The organism is Pseudomonas sp. CFBP 8772 (genome assembly GCF_014841665.1).
Classification (GTDB): Bacteria; Pseudomonadota; Gammaproteobacteria; order Pseudomonadales; family Pseudomonadaceae; genus Aquipseudomonas; species Aquipseudomonas graminis_B.
Genome location: NZ_JACYUI010000001.1, coordinates 595,822 through 612,226 on the forward strand (window position 1 = coordinate 595,822; position 16,405 = coordinate 612,226).

Annotated in this window: 14 protein-coding genes; 2 read left to right on the plus strand and 12 right to left on the minus strand. The window is 63.6% G+C overall.

Annotated features, from left to right (window positions below):
* Positions 1-227 precede the first annotated feature (227 nt).
* The 8 genes from IFT99_RS02595 to IFT99_RS02630 all read right to left on the minus strand — a co-directional run bounded on the left by IFT99_RS02595 (position 228) and on the right by IFT99_RS02630 (position 9,330).
* Positions 228-1,970, minus strand: a complete 1,743-nt coding sequence (locus IFT99_RS02595) for a dipeptide ABC transporter ATP-binding protein (protein WP_192130324.1) — start codon at positions 1,968-1,970, stop codon at positions 228-230.
* Positions 1,967-2,914, minus strand: coding sequence for an acetamidase/formamidase family protein (locus IFT99_RS02600; protein WP_192130325.1), 948 nt, complete (start codon positions 2,912-2,914; stop codon positions 1,967-1,969). Before IFT99_RS02600 ends, IFT99_RS02595 begins: the two co-directional genes overlap by 4 nt.
* A 78-nt stretch (positions 2,915-2,992) precedes the next feature.
* On the minus strand, positions 2,993-4,600 hold the full coding sequence (locus tag IFT99_RS02605) for an ABC transporter substrate-binding protein (protein ID WP_192130326.1): 1,608 nt from the start codon (positions 4,598-4,600) through the stop codon (positions 2,993-2,995).
* A gap of 26 nt (positions 4,601-4,626) precedes the next feature.
* Positions 4,627-5,553 carry an ABC transporter permease gene (locus IFT99_RS02610; protein WP_065988863.1) on the minus strand — a complete coding sequence of 309 codons (927 nt, stop codon included), beginning with the start codon at positions 5,551-5,553 and terminating at the stop codon, positions 4,627-4,629.
* Positions 5,553-6,401, minus strand: coding sequence for an ABC transporter permease (locus tag IFT99_RS02615; RefSeq protein ID WP_192130327.1), 849 nt, complete (start codon positions 6,399-6,401; stop codon positions 5,553-5,555). Before IFT99_RS02615 ends, IFT99_RS02610 begins: the two co-directional genes overlap by 1 nt.
* Positions 6,398-6,982, minus strand: a complete 585-nt coding sequence (locus IFT99_RS02620; protein WP_065988865.1) for an ANTAR domain-containing response regulator — start codon at positions 6,980-6,982, stop codon at positions 6,398-6,400. Before IFT99_RS02620 ends, IFT99_RS02615 begins: the two co-directional genes overlap by 4 nt.
* A complete protein-coding gene (locus IFT99_RS02625) occupies positions 6,979-8,139 on the minus strand; it encodes a transporter substrate-binding protein (protein WP_192130328.1) in 1,161 nt (386 codons plus the stop codon). The genes IFT99_RS02620 and IFT99_RS02625 overlap by 4 nt, the downstream gene beginning before the upstream one ends.
* Positions 8,140-8,433: 294 nt before the next feature.
* Positions 8,434-9,330, minus strand: a complete 897-nt coding sequence (locus IFT99_RS02630; protein WP_192130515.1) for a LysR family transcriptional regulator — start codon at positions 9,328-9,330, stop codon at positions 8,434-8,436.
* Between the two features lie 117 nt (positions 9,331-9,447).
* Between IFT99_RS02630 and IFT99_RS02635 the strand changes: the two genes are divergently transcribed.
* Positions 9,448-10,938, plus strand: coding sequence for an MmgE/PrpD family protein (locus tag IFT99_RS02635; RefSeq protein WP_192130329.1), 1,491 nt, complete (start codon positions 9,448-9,450; stop codon positions 10,936-10,938).
* Between the two features lie 84 nt (positions 10,939-11,022).
* On the opposite strand, the gene tcuC is transcribed toward IFT99_RS02635, so the two are convergent.
* The 3 genes from tcuC to tcuA form a co-directional block, all read right to left on the minus strand.
* Positions 11,023-12,327 carry an MFS transporter gene (gene tcuC / locus IFT99_RS02640; protein WP_065988868.1) on the minus strand — a complete coding sequence of 435 codons (1,305 nt, stop codon included), beginning with the start codon at positions 12,325-12,327 and terminating at the stop codon, positions 11,023-11,025.
* Positions 12,328-12,389: 62 nt separating this feature from the next.
* Complete coding sequence (gene tcuB / locus IFT99_RS02645) at positions 12,390-13,547, minus strand: tricarballylate utilization 4Fe-4S protein TcuB (protein WP_192130330.1); 1,158 nt, start codon at positions 13,545-13,547, stop codon at positions 12,390-12,392.
* On the minus strand, positions 13,534-14,988 hold the full coding sequence (gene tcuA / locus IFT99_RS02650) for an FAD-dependent tricarballylate dehydrogenase TcuA (protein ID WP_192130516.1): 1,455 nt from the start codon (positions 14,986-14,988) through the stop codon (positions 13,534-13,536). Before tcuA ends, tcuB begins: the two co-directional genes overlap by 14 nt.
* A 194-nt stretch (positions 14,989-15,182) precedes the next feature.
* Between tcuA and IFT99_RS02655 the strand changes: the two genes are divergently transcribed.
* Positions 15,183-16,103: a LysR substrate-binding domain-containing protein gene (locus IFT99_RS02655; RefSeq protein ID WP_192130331.1), complete on the plus strand. Its 921-nt coding sequence runs from the start codon at positions 15,183-15,185 to the stop codon at positions 16,101-16,103.
* A 146-nt stretch (positions 16,104-16,249) separates the two neighbouring features.
* Here the strand turns inward: IFT99_RS02655 and IFT99_RS02660 are convergent, their stop codons facing one another.
* Positions 16,250-16,405, minus strand: coding sequence for a hypothetical protein (locus IFT99_RS02660; protein ID WP_167355792.1), 156 nt, complete (start codon positions 16,403-16,405; stop codon positions 16,250-16,252).

Here is a 16,405-nt window from a genome sequence, read left to right on the forward strand (position 1 = left end):
ATCGGGGTCGATTCTTAACGAAGTCTGAAGGTGAGAAATTTGCCTGGCCTGGCTTTCCTGCTGATCTTTGCGACGTCTTCAGACTGCCTTAAGGCAGGGGCCTCAAGGTTCGCGGCATCAAGAAACATTCCCCCCACTCAGCGAGCGCCCCGGCATGGTCCGCGACAACACCCTGGGCCGCATGCTGCCGTGGTCGGCTGAAAAGCGTTAAGCGGTCACTGCCATCATCACTCCACCGCGACCCAGTGATCCGCCGCCACCGCCGAAAACCGTTGCACCGGCGCGACAAAATCCGCTGCCTTGATCGGGTCTGGCCGTTCCAGCTCTTTGAGGAGGCTCTTGAAATCCCGGCGCCGGCCGACTTCCGGTACCGGCACTGCGGCGAGCAGGCGGCGGGTGTAAGGGTGTTGCGGGTTGTGCAGCACCTGGTCGCGGGCGCCGATTTCGACGATGCGGCCGCCGTACATCACCGCCACGCGGTGGCAGATGCGTTCGACCACGGCCATGTCGTGGGAGATGAACAGGTAGCTCAGCCCATGCTCGGCGCGCAGCCGTTCCAGCAGCGCCAGCACTTGCGCCTGAACCGACACGTCCAGCGCCGACACCGATTCGTCCGCGATGATGACTTTGGGGTTCAGCGCCAGTGCCCGGGCGATGCAGATGCGCTGGCGTTGGCCACCGGAAAACTGATGGGGATAGCGTTGAAGGGCGTCCCGTGGCAGATCGACCTGCTGCAGCAATTGCGCCACACGCTCGCGCCGCCGGGGTTCGGGCATCTTGTCGTGAATCAGCAGCGGCTCGCCCACCAGATCGAAGACGGTCTTGCGCGGATTCAATGCCGCGTACGGGTCCTGAAACACCATCTGCACGTCGCGGCGCACCCGCTGCAATGCGTCACCCTGTAAACCGTTGAGTTCCTGCCCCAGCAATTTCACGCTGCCCTGATAGCTGAGCATGTTCATCAAGGCCTTGCCGGTGGTGGACTTGCCGCAGCCGCTTTCGCCCACCAGCCCCAGGGTTTCCCCCTGACGCAGCTCGAAACTCACGCCCTCGACGGCATGCACCGTGCGCGGCGCTTCGAACCAGCCGTGGCGCAAGGGGAAGCGCACGCTGAGGTCCTGAACCGCGAGCACCACTGGTTGCTCGGTCAACACCTCGGGTGGCGGCGCGCTGCCCAGTACCGGCACCGCGGCCAGCAATTTGCGCGTGTAGGGCGCTTGCGCGTCGGTGAAAACCTGATGCAGGGAGCCGTGCTCTTCCATGCGGCCCTGATTCATCACCACCACTTCATCGGCCATCTCGGCGACCACGCCCATGTCGTGGGTAATGAGTAGAAGGCTGGTCGCGAACTGCTGCTGCAACTCGCGCATCAGCTCAAGAATCTGCGCCTGAATGGTCACATCCAGTGCGGTGGTCGGCTCGTCGGCGATGAGGATTTCCGGCTGGCAGAGCATCGCCATGGCGATCATCACCCGCTGGCGCATTCCGCCGGATAACTCATGGGGGTACTGGGTCAGGCGCTTGTCGACCTGGGGCATGCGCACGGCGTCAAGCATGGCCCGGCAGCGCTGGTGAATCTCACTGCGACTCAACGCCTCATGCCGGCGCAGGGTTTCCGCCAGTTGCTGGCCGACGGTCAGCAGCGGGTTCAACGACGTCATCGGCTCCTGAAAAATCATGCCGATGCGCTTGCCACGCAGGCTTTGCAGGTCCCGTTCCGGCAGGCTCAGCAGGTCGCGGTTGTCGAACAGGATCGCGCCACCGGGAACGCTGGCCGCCTTGGGCAGCAGCCCCATGATCGCCAGGGACGACAGCGATTTGCCGCTGCCCGATTCACCGGCGATACACAGAGTGCGACGCGGGTACAGGGCGAAACTCAACTCATCGACCACCCGCCGCCGTGACGCGCCGCCGCCGACGTCGATGCTCAGCCGCTCCACCGACAGACTCGGCTGATCGTCTGGCTTCACTGGAACACCACTTTCGGAAAGTAGAACGACACCACCCAGTTCGGCAGGTCGACGATTTCGCTGATGCGCAGATCGCCGCACACCGAGCACAGCATGTACGCCTGTTCCGCCGGCATGCGGTGCTCGCGGCACAACCAGTCGATGGTGTTGGCCACGGCTTGGCGGGCGGCCTGCATCAGGTCCGGGCCGATGCCGGTGAAGGCTTCGTAGCCGGCGCTGTCCAGGTGGCTGGTCACCGGTCCCGGCGTGCTGAAACGCGGCGTGGCCAAGGGCGTTTGCTTGATCAGGTCGAGCGTGACCACCACGTCCATGGCGCTCTCGATGGCGGTGCCGCAGACCTCGCCATCGCCTTGGGCCGCGTGGGTATCACCGATGGAAAACAACGCGCCGGCGACTTCCACCGGGAGGTACAAGATGCTCCCTGCCGCCAGGTCGCGGATGTCCAGATTGCCGCCGACCCGACGCGGCGGCACGATGGAATGCAGCCCGGCTTCGGCCGGCGCCACGCCCACCGTCCCGGCGAACGGCTTGAGCGGCACCTTGGCGAAATCACCAAAGGCGGCGGGGGCGAGGGTCTGCGTGTCGTAGTGCCAGAGCGCCAACGCCGGCGCCTGAAACTGATCGGCAAGGAGGCCGAAGCCGGGGATGTTGGCGGTCCAGCCGAAGCCACCGGGCTTGAAGCTGTCCAGGGTGATTTTCAGGATGTCGCCAGGCTCGGCACCCTCGACGTAGATCGGACCGGTGACCGGGTTGATCTGGTCGAATGGCATCACGCTGACGTCGGCCACTTGCGATTGCGCAGTGAAATAGCCGTTGGACGAATCCCGGCAGTTCATCTGCAAGGTGGTGCCGGGCGCCACGCGCTCGACGGGGGTGAAACTGTGGTCCCAGCCGAAGTGGCTGTTGACGCTGTGAATGGTCTTGACCAGGCAGTTCTGGCACATGGGTGCGGTCCTCGTGGCTAAGGGGGCAGGCGCAATGGCCTGTTCCAGCGAGATTGCCGGGGGACAGGCCAAGGGAAATCACTTCACCCAGATGGAGTCATAGTTGACCGGCACGTGGACCGGATCGACGTACAGCGCGTCGTCGCCGCCCATGCGCTTGGAACGCACGGTAAAGCGTTGCTCGTTGAAGATCGGCACCCACGGCGCGTCGGCCATGGCGTCGGTGAAGATCTTCTTCCACGCCTCGGTGCGTTCGGCCTGTTGTTCCGGACGGGCCATGGCATCGGCTTTGGCGGCGCGTTCATCCAGCGCCTTGTTGCAGTACAACGACCAGTTCCAGCCGCCTTCGACCGCGCCGGTGCAACCGAGAATCGGGCCGTAGAAGTTCGACGGATCCGGGAAGTCGGCGATCCAGGCCATGCCGCCTGACCACACCATCGGCGCCTGATCCTTGGAGCTGCCGGCGGCAATCACGTTGGCCTGGGCCAGGGACTTGATCTGCACGCGGATGCCGACCTTGGCCAGGTCTTGCTGGATCGACTGGGCGATGCGCGGTTGCGGGTCGGTGTTCATCACGTACAGCTCGGTGTCGAAACCTTTGGCCAGACCGGCGTCGGCCAGCAGTTTTTTCGCGCCTTCGACGTCGTAGGGCAGGCCCTTGTATTGGGTGTCATAACCGGGCATCGCCGGCGGCAACGGTTGGTTCGCCGGTACCGCACGACCATTGATGATGCGCACGATGCGTTCCTTGCTGATGGCCATGTTGATGGCTTGGCGCACCTTGAGGTTGTCGAACGGCGGCAGGGTGGTTTTCAGCGTCACGTAGCCGGTCTGCAACTGGTTGCCGGTGACCAGCAACTGCCTGGACGCCGGGTCGTTCTTGAACTGCAGGAATTGCGCAGGTGGCACGCCGTCGCCGGCAATGTCCACTTCGCCCTTGTTCAGGCGCAGCAGCGCGACCGTCGGATCCTGGCCGATCTCGAAGGTGATCTTGTCGACATAGGGCAGGCCCTTCTGGAAGTAATTGGGGTTCTTCACCAGTTCCAGTTTCTGCCCCAGTTTCCACTCGGCCAGGCTGAACGCGCCGCTGCCCACCGGGTGCTTGCCGAAGTCGGCGCCCCATTGCTCCACTGCTTCCTTGGGCACGACCGAGGCGAAGTTGATCGCCATGATGTGCAGGAAGGTGGCGTTCGGTGCGCTCAGCGTGATGGTCAGGTGCTGGTCGTCGACCACCTTGATGCCGCTGAGGGTCGTGCTTTTGCCGCCGGTCACGTCGTCGTAACCGACAATGGAGCTGAAGAAACCGGCGCCCGGGCTCTGGGTTTTCGGGTTGACGGTGCGCTCCAGGGAGTACTTCACGTCATTGGCGACCAGATCACGGCCGTTCTGGAATTTCACGCCCTTGACCAGGGTGAAGCTGTACACCAGCCCGTCCGGGGAAATGCTGTAGTCCTCGGCCAGGCTTTTCACCAGTTCGGTGGTGCCGGGCTTGTAGTCCATCAGGCGGCCGAACAGGCTTTTGATCATCGACCAGTTCTGCCAGTCGTAGCCGATGGCCGGGTCCAGGGTCGCCACATCGTTCTGGTAGGTGACCACCACATCGCCGCCGCTTTTCGGCGTGTCGGCCCACAGTGGCGTGGTAAACAGCGTGGCCGCCACGGCCAGGGTCAGCGCGTTGATTTTCATTGTTGTGCCCCGTTGTGTTGATGGATTCAGTGCTGCTTGATATCGATGCGCGGGTCCACCAGCGGGATCACCAGATCCGCCAGCAGGTTGCCCAGCACGATGGCCACCGCCGACAGCGTGGTGACGCCGACGATGACCGGGATGTCGACTTGCTGGATCGACTGCCAGGCGAGCTGACCGATGCCCGGCCAGCCGAACACCGACTCGACCACCACCAGCCCGCCCATGAACACGCCGATGTCGATGCCGATCATCGGGATCACCGGCACGATCGCGTTGGGCAGCACGTGCACGAACACGATCCGCGCCCGGCTCAGGCCCTTGGCCCGTGCCGTGCGGATGAAATCCTGATGCAGCACTTCGATCATCGAAGAGCGGACCATGCGTGAATACCAGCCACTGCCGAGCAGCCCGAGTGTCAGCGCCGGCAACATCAAATGGCTGGCGCCGCCATAGCCCCCCAGCGGGAACCAGCCCAGTTGCACGGCGAAGAAGTACAGAAACAGCATCGCGGCGATGAATTGCGGCGCCGACACGCCGACGAAGGAAAACGCCATCAGCAGCTTGTCGGCGAAGCTGTCGCGCTTGAGCGCCGCGAGCATGCCCAGGCTGATGCCGATCAACAGCTCGAAACCGATCCCGGCTGCCATGAGTTCCAGAGACGGGCGCAGTCGCGCGCCGATCAGTTCGCTGACGGCGGTGCGCTGGATGTACGAGCGGCCAAGGTCGCCGTGGAGCAGGTTGCCGAGATAACTCAGGTATTGCTGATAGAAGGGCAGGTCCAGGCCCAGTTGCGCCCGAATCGCCGCGACCACTTCAGGGGTCGCGCTGCGCCCGGCGATTTGCCGCGCAGGGTCGGCAGGCAGCAGGAACAGCAACAGGTAGGTGATGAAGGTCACGCCGAGCAGAATCAGCAGCGCGTAGCCGACCCGGCGGCAGATAAACGGCAGCATCAGCGACGCCCCTTGAGTGTGGGGTCGAGTTCGTCGCGCAGGGCGTCGCCGACCAGGTTGAACGCCAGGGACAGCAGGATGATCGCGGCGCCGGGAATGAACACCAGCCACGGGGCCGAGGTGAAGTACGTCTGGCTCTCGAAAATGATGTTGCCCCAGCTCGGCGTCGGTGGCTGCACGCCCACGCCCAGATACGACAAGGTGGCTTCCAGCAAAACGGTGGTGGAAATCCCCAGCGTCGCCCACACCAGAATGGTTGGCAGCAGATGGGGCAACAGGTGCGAGAACAGAATGCGCAGGGAACTGGCGCCGAGGGTGCGCTCCACGGCAACGAAGTCCCGCGCACTGAGCGCCACGGTTTCGGCGTAGATGACCCGGGCGATCTGCACCCAGTTGACCATCGCAATGACCATGGCCACGATCCACACGCTGGGCTGGAAAATCGCCGACAGGGCAATCGCCAGCAGCAGCGCAGGGAAGGCCATCATCAAGTCGGTCAGGCGCATCAACACGCTGCCGAGCCAGCCGCGCACAAAGCCTGCGGTCAGGCCCACCAGCGTACCGATCAGCACCGCCAGCCCGTTGGCCAGCACACCGATGAACAGCGAGGTGCGCGCGCCGAAGATCAACCGCGACAGCAGGTCACGGCCAAGCAGGTCGGTGCCCATCCAGTACGGCGTGGCCGGGGCCATCGGTGCGCCTTCCATCGTCAGCCCCTCGACGAATTGCTCGTCCGGGTCGAAGGGGCTTAGCCACGGGGCCAGCGCCGCGAGCAGCACCGCGGTGACGATAAACAACAGCGAAACCGCCACGGCCGGCCGACGCAGCAGGGCTTTGAGGGTGTTCATGCGCGGTCCTCGTCCCGCGCCGCGAGCAGTTCCACACACAGTGCTTCGATCGGACGATTGAGCTGCATCGACAGACTGCGCAAGCGCTCGTACGCCGTCGCCTCGTTGATGCGCTGGGTCACCATCAAGCGCGCCAGGGCCTGGGCCATGAGCGGACGCAGCGCCAGGCGCTGTTGCAGCTCGTTGAGTTGTTCGGCATCGGCGCGCTGACGGTCGCGCAATCCCACCGCCATCATCAACGTGGTGTAGACCGAGCCCTGGCTGATGGGCTTGTTCAGCAACGCCGTCGCGCCGAGCTGCAGTGCCCGCTGGATCTGCGACAGGGTTTCGTGAGCCGTCAGCGCGACGATGGGAATGCTGGCCGCGTTCAGGGCCTGAACGGCGAGTGGGCTGGCGAAATGTTCGATCTCAAGGATCGCCGCGAAACAGCCCCGGGTGTCACAGGGCGCGTCGTGCTCGAGCACCTGCGAGTGAATCCCCAGGCGTTGCAGGCTTTTGCCCAGATTGCCCTGACTGCGTTCATCGCAGTCGATCAGCAGCAAGTGGCCCTGGTCGAAAGCAGGAAAGGCGCGTGTGTTCATTTGACGATCCTCAAGCGCGGCGCCGGGATGGCGTGTCGGTCGACCACGTCGGCGTGTACATCCGTAACAGTGAGATAGGGGTCGGCGGCGATCGCATGAGGCGCCGACTGCACCACATGAAAGCGCCCATCGCGCAGTTCAGCGATATGACTGGCCAGCGCGCTGTGATGATTGCGCGCCGACAGGCTGACGGTGCCCAGCACGCTGGCGACCGGGTGCCCGTAAAGGTGCTCGCAAATCGCTTTTGGCGATGCATCTTCGCTGGCGTGCAAGGCGTCGGCGAACACCCTCAGCGCCGTGTAGGCGCTGGTGTAGTAATGCGAACAGGTGCGCGGACCATGACGCTGCTGCCCCTCGCAAAACGCCGGATTCAGGGTTTCGAAAAACGGCCCGCACGACAGCAGGCGCAGCGCCCGCATCGGGCCGACCGCCTCGAGTTCCGCTTCGGTCAGGTTGCAGCTGAGCACCGGCAGGCGCAGGCCATGGTGCTCGGATGCCTGGTCCAGTTGCTGCAGAAAAGCGTAGGACGACTCACCCACCAGGTTGTTCAGCACGAACGCCGGCGGGTCCTGAATCAGCCCGTCGATCAGCGTGTCGAAGCCGGTCGAGCCCAAGTGCCAGTACTTTTCCCCGAGCACGTCGGCCCCGTTGGTTTCCAGCACTTCCCGGGCAATGCGGTTGCTCTCCCAGCCCCAGACGTAGTTCGAGCCCAGCAAAAATGCCCGCCGTCCAATCTGGCTCAAGGCGTAGCGCAGCAGCGGCAGCAGCGTCTGGTTAGGGCATCCGCCGAGGTACAAGACGTTCTCGCTGCTTTCGTAACCTTCGTAGGGGCTCGAATACCAGAGCAGCGCGCCGTGCTGGTCCAGGTCCGGGATGATTTCCTTGCGGCTCGCCGACAGCGTGGTGCCGAAAATGTGCCGGACCCCCGCACTCAGCAACTGCGCGATGCCGCGGCGGTAGCCCGCCGGGTCGCCTTGGGGGTCGATGCAGATCGCCTCCAGTCGCACGCTGCGGCGGGCGTCGGCGTTGACTTCGGCAAGCGCGTCCTGCAACCCGAGCAAGGCACTGCGGCCCATGCGCCGGTAGGTGCCTTCGGTCGAGAGCAGAAAGCCAACGTGAACGGTGGGGCGCAGGTCGGGAGTCAAAAGGTTCGGCATGAACAGCATCCATAAAAAAAGCCCGATCAACCCGGTGGGGGTCGATCAGGCTTCGATACCTGGCGCATTCGAGGCGCGTATGTGGACGAGACTTAAGGACCGGGGTCCGGCTTGCCGTTTGCGTTGAGCATGAAATAAGCGTGCCAAGTGAAAATTCACCGGGTTGACGGCCTTCGCTGGCGTTGGTCTGCACGGCATGGCTCCGCAGTGGGGCGCTCGGTCATGAAGCGCTTCAAAGCAGGGCGCAGGGTTATAGCCCAACCCCCAGCGTCCAGGCCCTCGTCGACCGTGAGTTCACTGCGCCAAGGCGGCGGCTGCAATCATCTGGTAAGCGCGCTCGGCCGCGGGTGAGAGAATTCTGTCTCTGCGCCTGATCAGCCCGATGGTGCGATTGACCACTGGCCTTGTCAGCGCAACGGTGCATAACTCGGTATGGGCAAGGTGCGCAGGGATCGCCAGTTGCGGAACTGCGGCGACCCCCAGCCCGGCAGCAACCATGTCCACCACCGTGCGCACATGCCTGGCTTCACAGAGCGGCTCCGGAAGTTCCGGTACGCCCGCCAGCGCGAGGTCAAGCAGGAGCCGATTTCCGCTGGCTTTGGTGACGGCAATGTAATCGTGGCGATTGAGGTCCGCCCAGGTGACGGATGCCCGGGTGGCGAGGGGATGGTCGCGGCGGCAGATCATCACGAATCGTTCTTTGAAGATCGGCGTGAATTGCAGGTTGGCCTCCTGCGCGCCGATGTAGTTCACACCGAAATCGGCTTCATTGCGCACCACAGTAGACAGCACGTCACTCGCGCCGTCGTCCAGCACTCGAACCAGAATGCGCGGATACAGCTGCTGAAATGCCTTCAACGTGCCCAGCAGGCAATGGTTCAGCGCTGTGGGCACGCAGGCGATGGTCACCTCGCCGCGCATCCTGCCGCTGCCCTCGCTTATCCCCAGCATTGACTCCTCGAACGTGTGCACCACCAGCCGCGCCTTGCGCGAGAACTCGCGTCCGGTTGCGGTCAGTTCAACGCGTCGGGTGGTCCGTTCCAGCAAACGGACGCCCAGGTTGGCCTCCAGTTTTGAAATGCGCCGGGATAACGCTGGCTGGGAGAGGTGCAGTTCTTTCGCAGCGGCACTGAAGCTGCCCAGTTCGGCAACCGCCACCAGCGCACGTAAATCGCCCATCTCCACATTCATGTTGGCCATGTATAAGTTCCCATTATTATTGCAATTAACTTGGGGTGGGTTGTACGCCATGATGACCCGGTGCGCACTCGCACGTGCATCCACATAATCATAAGCACAGGATCACCCATGAACCCTTTTAACCGCCGCACCCTGTTGAAGGCTGGCGCCGTTGCCTCTGTCGCCAGCGCTGCACCGGGCTTTGTCTTCGCCGCCCAGCCTGCCGCCGCTGTCTCAAACGCCTCCATCGCCGCTAAAACGAATGAGCCGTCGGATGGGGAGGGCGTGACCCGCCTGCTGGCGGCTTTTCTGGTCAAAGCGCAGTACACAGATCTGCCGGAGAACGTCCGGAAAGAAGGGTGCCGCACCCTGCTGAACTGGGTCGGCGTGGCGGTGGGCGGGTCTCATCACGAAACCGTGGAACGCGCCATTGCGGCGCTCAAGCCTTTCTCGGGCGCGGCTCAGGCCGGTCTGCTCGGTCGCACCGAGCGCTTCGACATCATGAACGCCGCCTTCCTGAACGGCGTAGCAAGCCACATCTTCGATTTCGATGACACCCATCTCAAAACCATCATCCATCCGGCGGGCCCAGTGGTCTCGGCGATCCTTGCGCTGTCGGAATACCGCCCGGTTTCGGGCACCGAGTTTCTCAATGCATTGATACTCGGCGTTGAAACCGAATGCCGCATTGGCAATTCCGTTTACCCAAACCACTACGATGTCGGCTGGCATATCACTGGCACAGCGGGGGTATTCGGTGCTGCCGCGGCGGCGGGCAAGCTGCTTGGGCTCACTGAGCAGCAAATGGTCTGGGCGCTCGGCCTCGCCGCATCACAACCGGTAGGGCTGCGGGAGTCCTTCGGCTCCATGAACAAAAGCTTCAATCCAGGTCGCGCGGCCAGTAACGGCTTGTTCGCAGCCCTGCTGGCGGCGCAGAACTTCACCAGTTCGGACGGGATGATCGAGGCCAAACGCGGTTGGGCGCACACCATCAGCACCAAGCAGGACTTCAGCCAGATCACTGAAGGGCTCGGCACCCACTACGAGGCGGCGCTCAACACCTATAAACCGTTTGCGTGCGGGATCGTGATTCATCCGGCCCTCGATGCGGCCATCCAGTTGCGCAATCAGTACACGCTGACCGCCGACCAGATCGCCAGGGTCGAATTGAAAGTCCACCCGCTGGTCATCGAACTCACCGGCAAGAAGACGCCGAAAATCGGCCTTGAAGGCAAGTTCAGCATCTATCACTCCGTTGCGGTGGCCATCATTCAGGGCGCGGCCGGGGAGCGGCAGTACAGTGATCAGGCAGTGCTCGACCCGGCGGTGATCACCCTGCGGGAAAAGGTCGTGGCGACGGTGGATCCGGCGATCAGGCCGGAGCAGGTCGACATGACCATCACGCTCAACGACGGGCGGACCCTGCACAAATTCATCGAACATGCACTCGGCAGCGTCGAGGTCCCCATGTCCGATCAGCAGCTTGAGGCGAAATTCCTCGACCTGGCCAAAGGCATATTGCCGGACAGCCAGGCTCGGAAGCTGATGCGTACCTGTTGGGATGTGGAAAAGTTGGCCTCAGCGGCAGACATCAGCAAAGCCGCGGTATCTGCAGCCTGACAGCGTTGATCGTCAACAGCCCAAGGGAGGGCGACGGTGGCTCGGGACGTTTTGCCTGACACTGTCGCCCATCGCCTCAGCGAATCACGGCGCCGCCGCAACGACCTGCGCGCGCTGGCGATACAAGACCAGCGTCGCACCGAATCCGCAGATCGCCGCAAACATCAGCCAGAACGCCGGCGAAGCTTTGTCCCCCGTCGCCTGCACCAGAAAGGTCGACATCGCCGGGGTGAAGCCGCCGAACACCGCCGTTGCCAGGCTGAAGGCCAGCGAGAACCCCACCACGCGCACTTCCTGGGGCATGACCTCGGTCAGCGCTGCGACCATCGCGCCGTTGTACATGCCGAAGAAGAACGAGAAATACAGCAAGACTGCCAGCAGCCGCTCGAAGCTTGCCGCTTCCGCCAGCCAGTGCATCGCCGGGTAGGCCGTGAGGATGCACAGCAGCGAAATGCCCAGCAACAGGGGCCGACGCCCGATGCGGTCAGACAATGCGCCACCGATGGGCAGCCAGATGAAATTGCTCAGCCCGACAAACAGCGTCACCACCAGACTGTCAGTGGTGCTCAGGTGCAGCACGGTTCGGCCGAAGGTCGGGGTGTACACGGTGATCAGGTAAAACGTCGTGGTGGTCATCGACGCCAGCAACCCGCCGGCCAGCACCGTGCGCCAGTTTTCGCGCATCGAACGAAACACTTCGCGGGTGCTGGGATGGTGCAAACGGCGCTTGAACGCTTCGGTCTCTTCAAGGGAGCGACGGATCACGAAGATGAACGGGATGATCACGCAGCCGATGAAGAACGGAATGCGCCAGCCCCACGCGGCGATCTCACTGGCCTGCATATACGTGCTGATGCCGTAGCCCAGCGCGGCGGCGAGGATGATTGCGATCTGCTGACTGGCGGACTGCCAACTGGTGTAGAAGCCGGTGCGGCCCGGGGTCGCGATTTCGGCGAGGTACACCGACACGCCACCCAGCTCAGCCCCCGCCGAAAAGCCCTGCAGCAACCGTCCGAGCAGCACCAGGACCGGTGCAGCGACGCCGATGGTGGCGTAACCCGGCACCAGCGCGATCAGCACCGTGCCGCAGGCCATAATTGCCAGCGTCACGATCAGGCCTTTGCGCCGACCCACTTTGTCGATGTACGCACCCAGCACGATCGCGCCGAGCGGACGCATCAGAAAGCCGGAGCCGAACACGGCGAAGGTCATCATCAGCGAGGCGAACTCGCTGCTGGCCGGGAAGAAGGTCTGGGAGATGTAGGTGGCGTAGAACCCGAACAGAAAGAAGTCGAACTGTTCGAGAAAGTTGCCGCTGGTGACGCGGATGATGGCGCCGACTTTCGCGGCGCGCGACCGCGTGGCTTCGGGGGTGGGGGTGCTGTTCATGGCTAATCAGGACTCTTTGTTTTTATGGAGTGGGCAACGTGTGTGCATCGGTGTTGCGGGCTTCAGTCACTGCCCGCGTTGATCGGATTCTGCTGACGTTTTTCGATGGAGTACTTGAGCAACGCGGCGCTGCGAAAGATGCCGTGGGCGAACTTGCTATAGGGCATGGTCAGGAAGAAGGCCATGACCAGTCCCAGATGGATGGCCAGCAACAGGCCCAATGCGCTGCTTTCGCGGAACGCCAGCAGGGCCAGACCGCTGCCGCTCACCAGCAGCAAGAGGGCGATGAAGCCGCGGTCCATGGGCTTCTGCTTTTCATCACCCTGGTCCGGGTTGCGCCGCAGGTTCATCCACAGCAGCCCGGCCGGGCCCACCAGCAGGCCGATGCCACCAACCACCCCGAGCATCACCGGCAGGCTGAAAATCGGGTAGGGCGCCGACCAGTCGAGCAAGTAGTGATACAGCGTCGCCGTTCCGGTGGCGGCGAAGCACAGCATGAATCCGTAAAAGGTGAAGTGGTGAAAACGCCGGCGCCACAAGGTGAATTTATCGTCAGCGCTGGTGCAGCCTTCGCCGTGACCGCCGTCCAGGTACTTGAGCTGGGCGACGTTGGCCGTCGCTTCCAATGCAGCGCTGGCTTTCAATGGCAGCGTCGACTGCACGGGCGACACATTGCGCCAGAATCGCCCCACGCCGATGCTCAGCGCCAGCACGGCAAAGCCGAACACCGCGCCGAACATCAGGGCCAGGGTGTTGTGCGGGAAGATCCCGTAGAAGTTGCCGCCCGGCATGGCGGTGAACAGGTTGCCCATGACCATCAGCGTCAGGCACAGGAAAAACGCCAGACCGGCCCCTGACGCCAGCGCCAGGGTCAAGCCATTGCGCTGGTACAACGTGCCCAGCGCCTTGGGCCAGGCGTATTCGGCGTAGGTGTCCAGACGCACCTTGGCCATGGCCTTGGGCACATTGATCGCGAATTCGTGGGGCGCCGCGTACTGACAGGCCGACAGGCAGGCGCCGCAGTTGTGACACAGGTTCGCCAGATAATGAATGTCGGCCTGATTGAATTCGAGGCGACGGGTCATGGCCGGGAATACCGCACAGAAACCTTCGCAGTAGCGGCAGGCGTTGCAGATGGTCATCTGCCGCTCGACTTCGCTCTCCTGCAGGTTGAGGACCGGGATCAAGGCGCTCGGCGCCTGTGGATCAAACAGTTGCATGTCGGAGTTCCGATTTCGCTGAAGAGGGACCGAAGCCCGCTGAGGCGGCTGCCTGCACGCCGGCGATACGGCCGAACGCAGTGCCGATGGCCATGCCGATGCCCGCCGTGTAACCCTTGCCCAATACGTTGCCGGCCATCATCTCGCCAGCGACGAACAGGTTGGGGCTGGGCTTGCCCTGAAAGTGCACGGCGGCGGTGTCGTCGGTGGCCAGCCCGAGGTAGGTAAAGGTCACCCCCGGCTTGAGCGGGTAGGCGTAAAACGGCGGCTTGACCAGCGGCCGGGCCCAATGGGTCTTGGCCGGCGTCAGGCCTTCGGTGTGGCAGTCATCCAGGGCGGTGTGATCGAAGGTGCCGACCTGACAGGCCCGGTTGTAGTCCTCGACGGTCTTGACGAAGGTCGCTTCCGGCAGATTCAGCAGCCCCGCCAGCGCTTCCAGGGTGTCGGCCTTGGTGCCCGGAAAAACCGGCGGCATGAAGCGGCCGACGGCTTGCTGGTCGATGATCGAGAACGCTTGTTGATTCGGCTGACCGGCCACCAGACGTCCCCAGATCGCATAGCGCTTGGGCCAGAAATCTTCGCCTTCGTCGTAGAAACGTTCACCGTCGCGGTTGACCACCACGCCCAGAGACACACAGTCGATCCGCGTGCAGATGCCGCCGTCGTAGAGCGGGGCGCGGGCGTCGATGGCCACCATGTGTGCCTGGGTCGGGTCGCCGATGATGTCGGCGCCGAGGTCCTGCATGCGCCGTAGCAAAACGCCGGTGTTGAAGCGCGTGCCGCGAATCAGGAAGTTGTCCGACGGCCATTCTCCGCGCGCGTTCTGGCCCCAGGCTTCGCGCAGCCACTCACGGTTGGATTCGAAACCGCCCGCCGCCATGACACAGGACCGCGCCTCGATGCGCTCAGCGGGGAGCAACTGCCCATCCACCTCCCGCTCACCGACGTGAGCGGCGACGAACGCGCCGTCCTTCATCTCGATGTCAGTGACTTGGGCGTCGTAGCGAATCTGGATGCCCAGACGTTCGGCGCTGCGGAAATAAGCGTTGATCAGGGCTTTGCCCCCGCCCATGAAAAACGCGTTGGTGCGCGCCACGTGCAAGGCGCCCGACAAGGGTGGCTGGAAGTGCACGCCGTGGGAGCGCATCCAGTCGCGGCAGGTGGCGGAGGCCCGAATGGCGATGCGCGCCAGCTTTTCATCGGTCAGGCCGCCGGTCACCTTGAGCAGGTCTTGCCAGTATTCCTCTTCCGGGTAGGTGTCGATCAGCACATCCTGCGGCGCATCGTGCATGCAGCGCAGGTTGCGGGTGTGCTGCGAATTACCGCCGCGCCAGACTTTCGGCGAGCCTTCCAGCAACATCACGCTGGCACCGGCTTCCCGGGCCATCAACGCGGCGCACAAGGCCGCGTTACCGCCGCCGATCACCAGAACATCAACCATCATCACTCCTCGTCACGCCAGCGCTGGACAGAGTGCAACTGGCGGTGATGAACAGTAGGGACAGGCGCCGCTGGCCGAAAGGCGGGTTAAGGCGAGGGGGCTTTAGTTTTAGTAAAGGGTTAGGCTGCTCGGAATACGTATCCTTTGACGGCTGACTTTCCGCAGCTTGCGTCATAGCTCAACGAGGAGCCCCTGTGGAACTGCGCCAACTTCGCTATTTCGTCAAAGTCGTCGAGATGACCAGCCTGGGGCGCGCCGCCCTGGAACTGAATGTCGGCACGTCCGCCTTGAGCCAGCAGATGAGCAAGCTCGAAGACGAGTTGGCCACGCGCCTGCTCAATCGCACCTCCACCGGCGTCAGCCCGACAGCGGCGGGCCTGGCGTTTCTGCACCATGCGCAACTGACCCTGCGCCAGGCCGACGCCGCCGTGCAGGCCGCGCAACGGGGGCGGATGCGCGGCTACGTCAGCGTTGGCCTGCCACCGACCACGGCCAGCGTCCTGGCGTTGCCGCTGATCGAAGCGATGCGCGCGCGTTATCCGGACATCCAGCTGCACCTGGTGGAGATGCTCTCCGGCTACCTCGCCAGCCAGCTCAGCGCGCGACAGCTGGACCTCGCCGTGGTGTTCCAGGCCGACATCGCCCGGCGCTGGACCATGATTCCGCTGCTCGACGAAGCCGTAACCCTGCTGCACGCCCCGGGCTTCCCCGGCATTCCCCCTGGCGACACCCTCAGCCTCGCGCAGATCGGCGACATTCCTCTGGTGCTGCCGAGCAGCGGCCACGGCCTGCGCGCCACCCTCGCGAACGCTTTCGAAGCGGCCGGCATGCCGTTGAACGTGGTGATGGAGATCGACGGGCTGGCGACCTTGATGGACGCGGTGCGCCACGGCGTCGCCGCCACCCTTCAGCCCGGAGCCGCGGCGGCACGCTTTGCCGGGTCGGGATTGTGTGTGGTGCAGATTCACGAGAAGCACCTGATGCGCCGCAACACCCTGGCCAGTTTGCCGGACGACGAGCTTTCGCCTGCGGCGCTGGCGGTCCGGGTGGTGATTCGGGATGTGGTGAGGGAGTTGGTGGAGAAGCGCGAGTGGCCCGGGGCGACCTTGCTTTGAGTCGCGGCCACCTGCGGCGGTCCATCTACAGGCTTCCCGGCTAAAGCCGGTCCTGCACCTGGTTTTTCACCCACTGTCGCTGACTGAGCGCACTGCTTCAATATCGATGACTGATGAGCGTCCGGCCTTCTTCGGCAGGCACCACTTTAACGCTGGCGGCCTTCCCGAAAAGCAAGCTCCGGCGCGGTCATGGGCTTGGCGGTTTCGCGCCAGAAGAACTTGAAAGTGGCCTGAGCGTTGGTGACTGCCGCCTTGAGTTCGTCGCTCTCGCCTTTCACGCTGTAGATGATCTGCCCGGTCAT

Excerpts from the sequence above, each read along its gene's own strand:
- IFT99_RS02600 (WP_192130325.1), bottom strand. The coding sequence starts at position 2,914 with ATGTGCCAGAACTGCCTGGTCAAGACCATTCACAGCGTCAACAGCCAC.
- IFT99_RS02605 (WP_192130326.1), bottom strand. The coding sequence starts at position 4,600 with ATGAAAATCAACGCGCTGACCCTGGCCGTGGCGGCCACGCTGTTTACC.
- IFT99_RS02610 (WP_065988863.1), bottom strand. The coding sequence starts at position 5,553 with ATGCTGCCGTTTATCTGCCGCCGGGTCGGCTACGCGCTGCTGATTCTG.
- IFT99_RS02615 (WP_192130327.1), bottom strand. The coding sequence starts at position 6,401 with ATGAACACCCTCAAAGCCCTGCTGCGTCGGCCGGCCGTGGCGGTTTCG.
- IFT99_RS02620 (WP_065988865.1), bottom strand. The coding sequence starts at position 6,982 with ATGAACACACGCGCCTTTCCTGCTTTCGACCAGGGCCACTTGCTGCTG.
- IFT99_RS02625 (WP_192130328.1), bottom strand. The coding sequence starts at position 8,139 with ATGCCGAACCTTTTGACTCCCGACCTGCGCCCCACCGTTCACGTTGGC.
- IFT99_RS02630 (WP_192130515.1), bottom strand. The coding sequence starts at position 9,330 with ATGAATGTGGAGATGGGCGATTTACGTGCGCTGGTGGCGGTTGCCGAA.
- IFT99_RS02635 (WP_192130329.1), top strand. The coding sequence starts at position 9,448 with ATGAACCCTTTTAACCGCCGCACCCTGTTGAAGGCTGGCGCCGTTGCC.
- tcuC (WP_065988868.1), bottom strand. The coding sequence starts at position 12,327 with ATGAACAGCACCCCCACCCCCGAAGCCACGCGGTCGCGCGCCGCGAAA.
- tcuB (WP_192130330.1), bottom strand. The coding sequence starts at position 13,547 with ATGCAACTGTTTGATCCACAGGCGCCGAGCGCCTTGATCCCGGTCCTC.
- tcuA (WP_192130516.1), bottom strand. The coding sequence starts at position 14,988 with ATGGTTGATGTTCTGGTGATCGGCGGCGGTAACGCGGCCTTGTGCGCC.
- IFT99_RS02660 (WP_167355792.1), bottom strand. The coding sequence starts at position 16,405 with ATGACCGGGCAGATCATCTACAGCGTGAAAGGCGAGAGCGACGAACTC.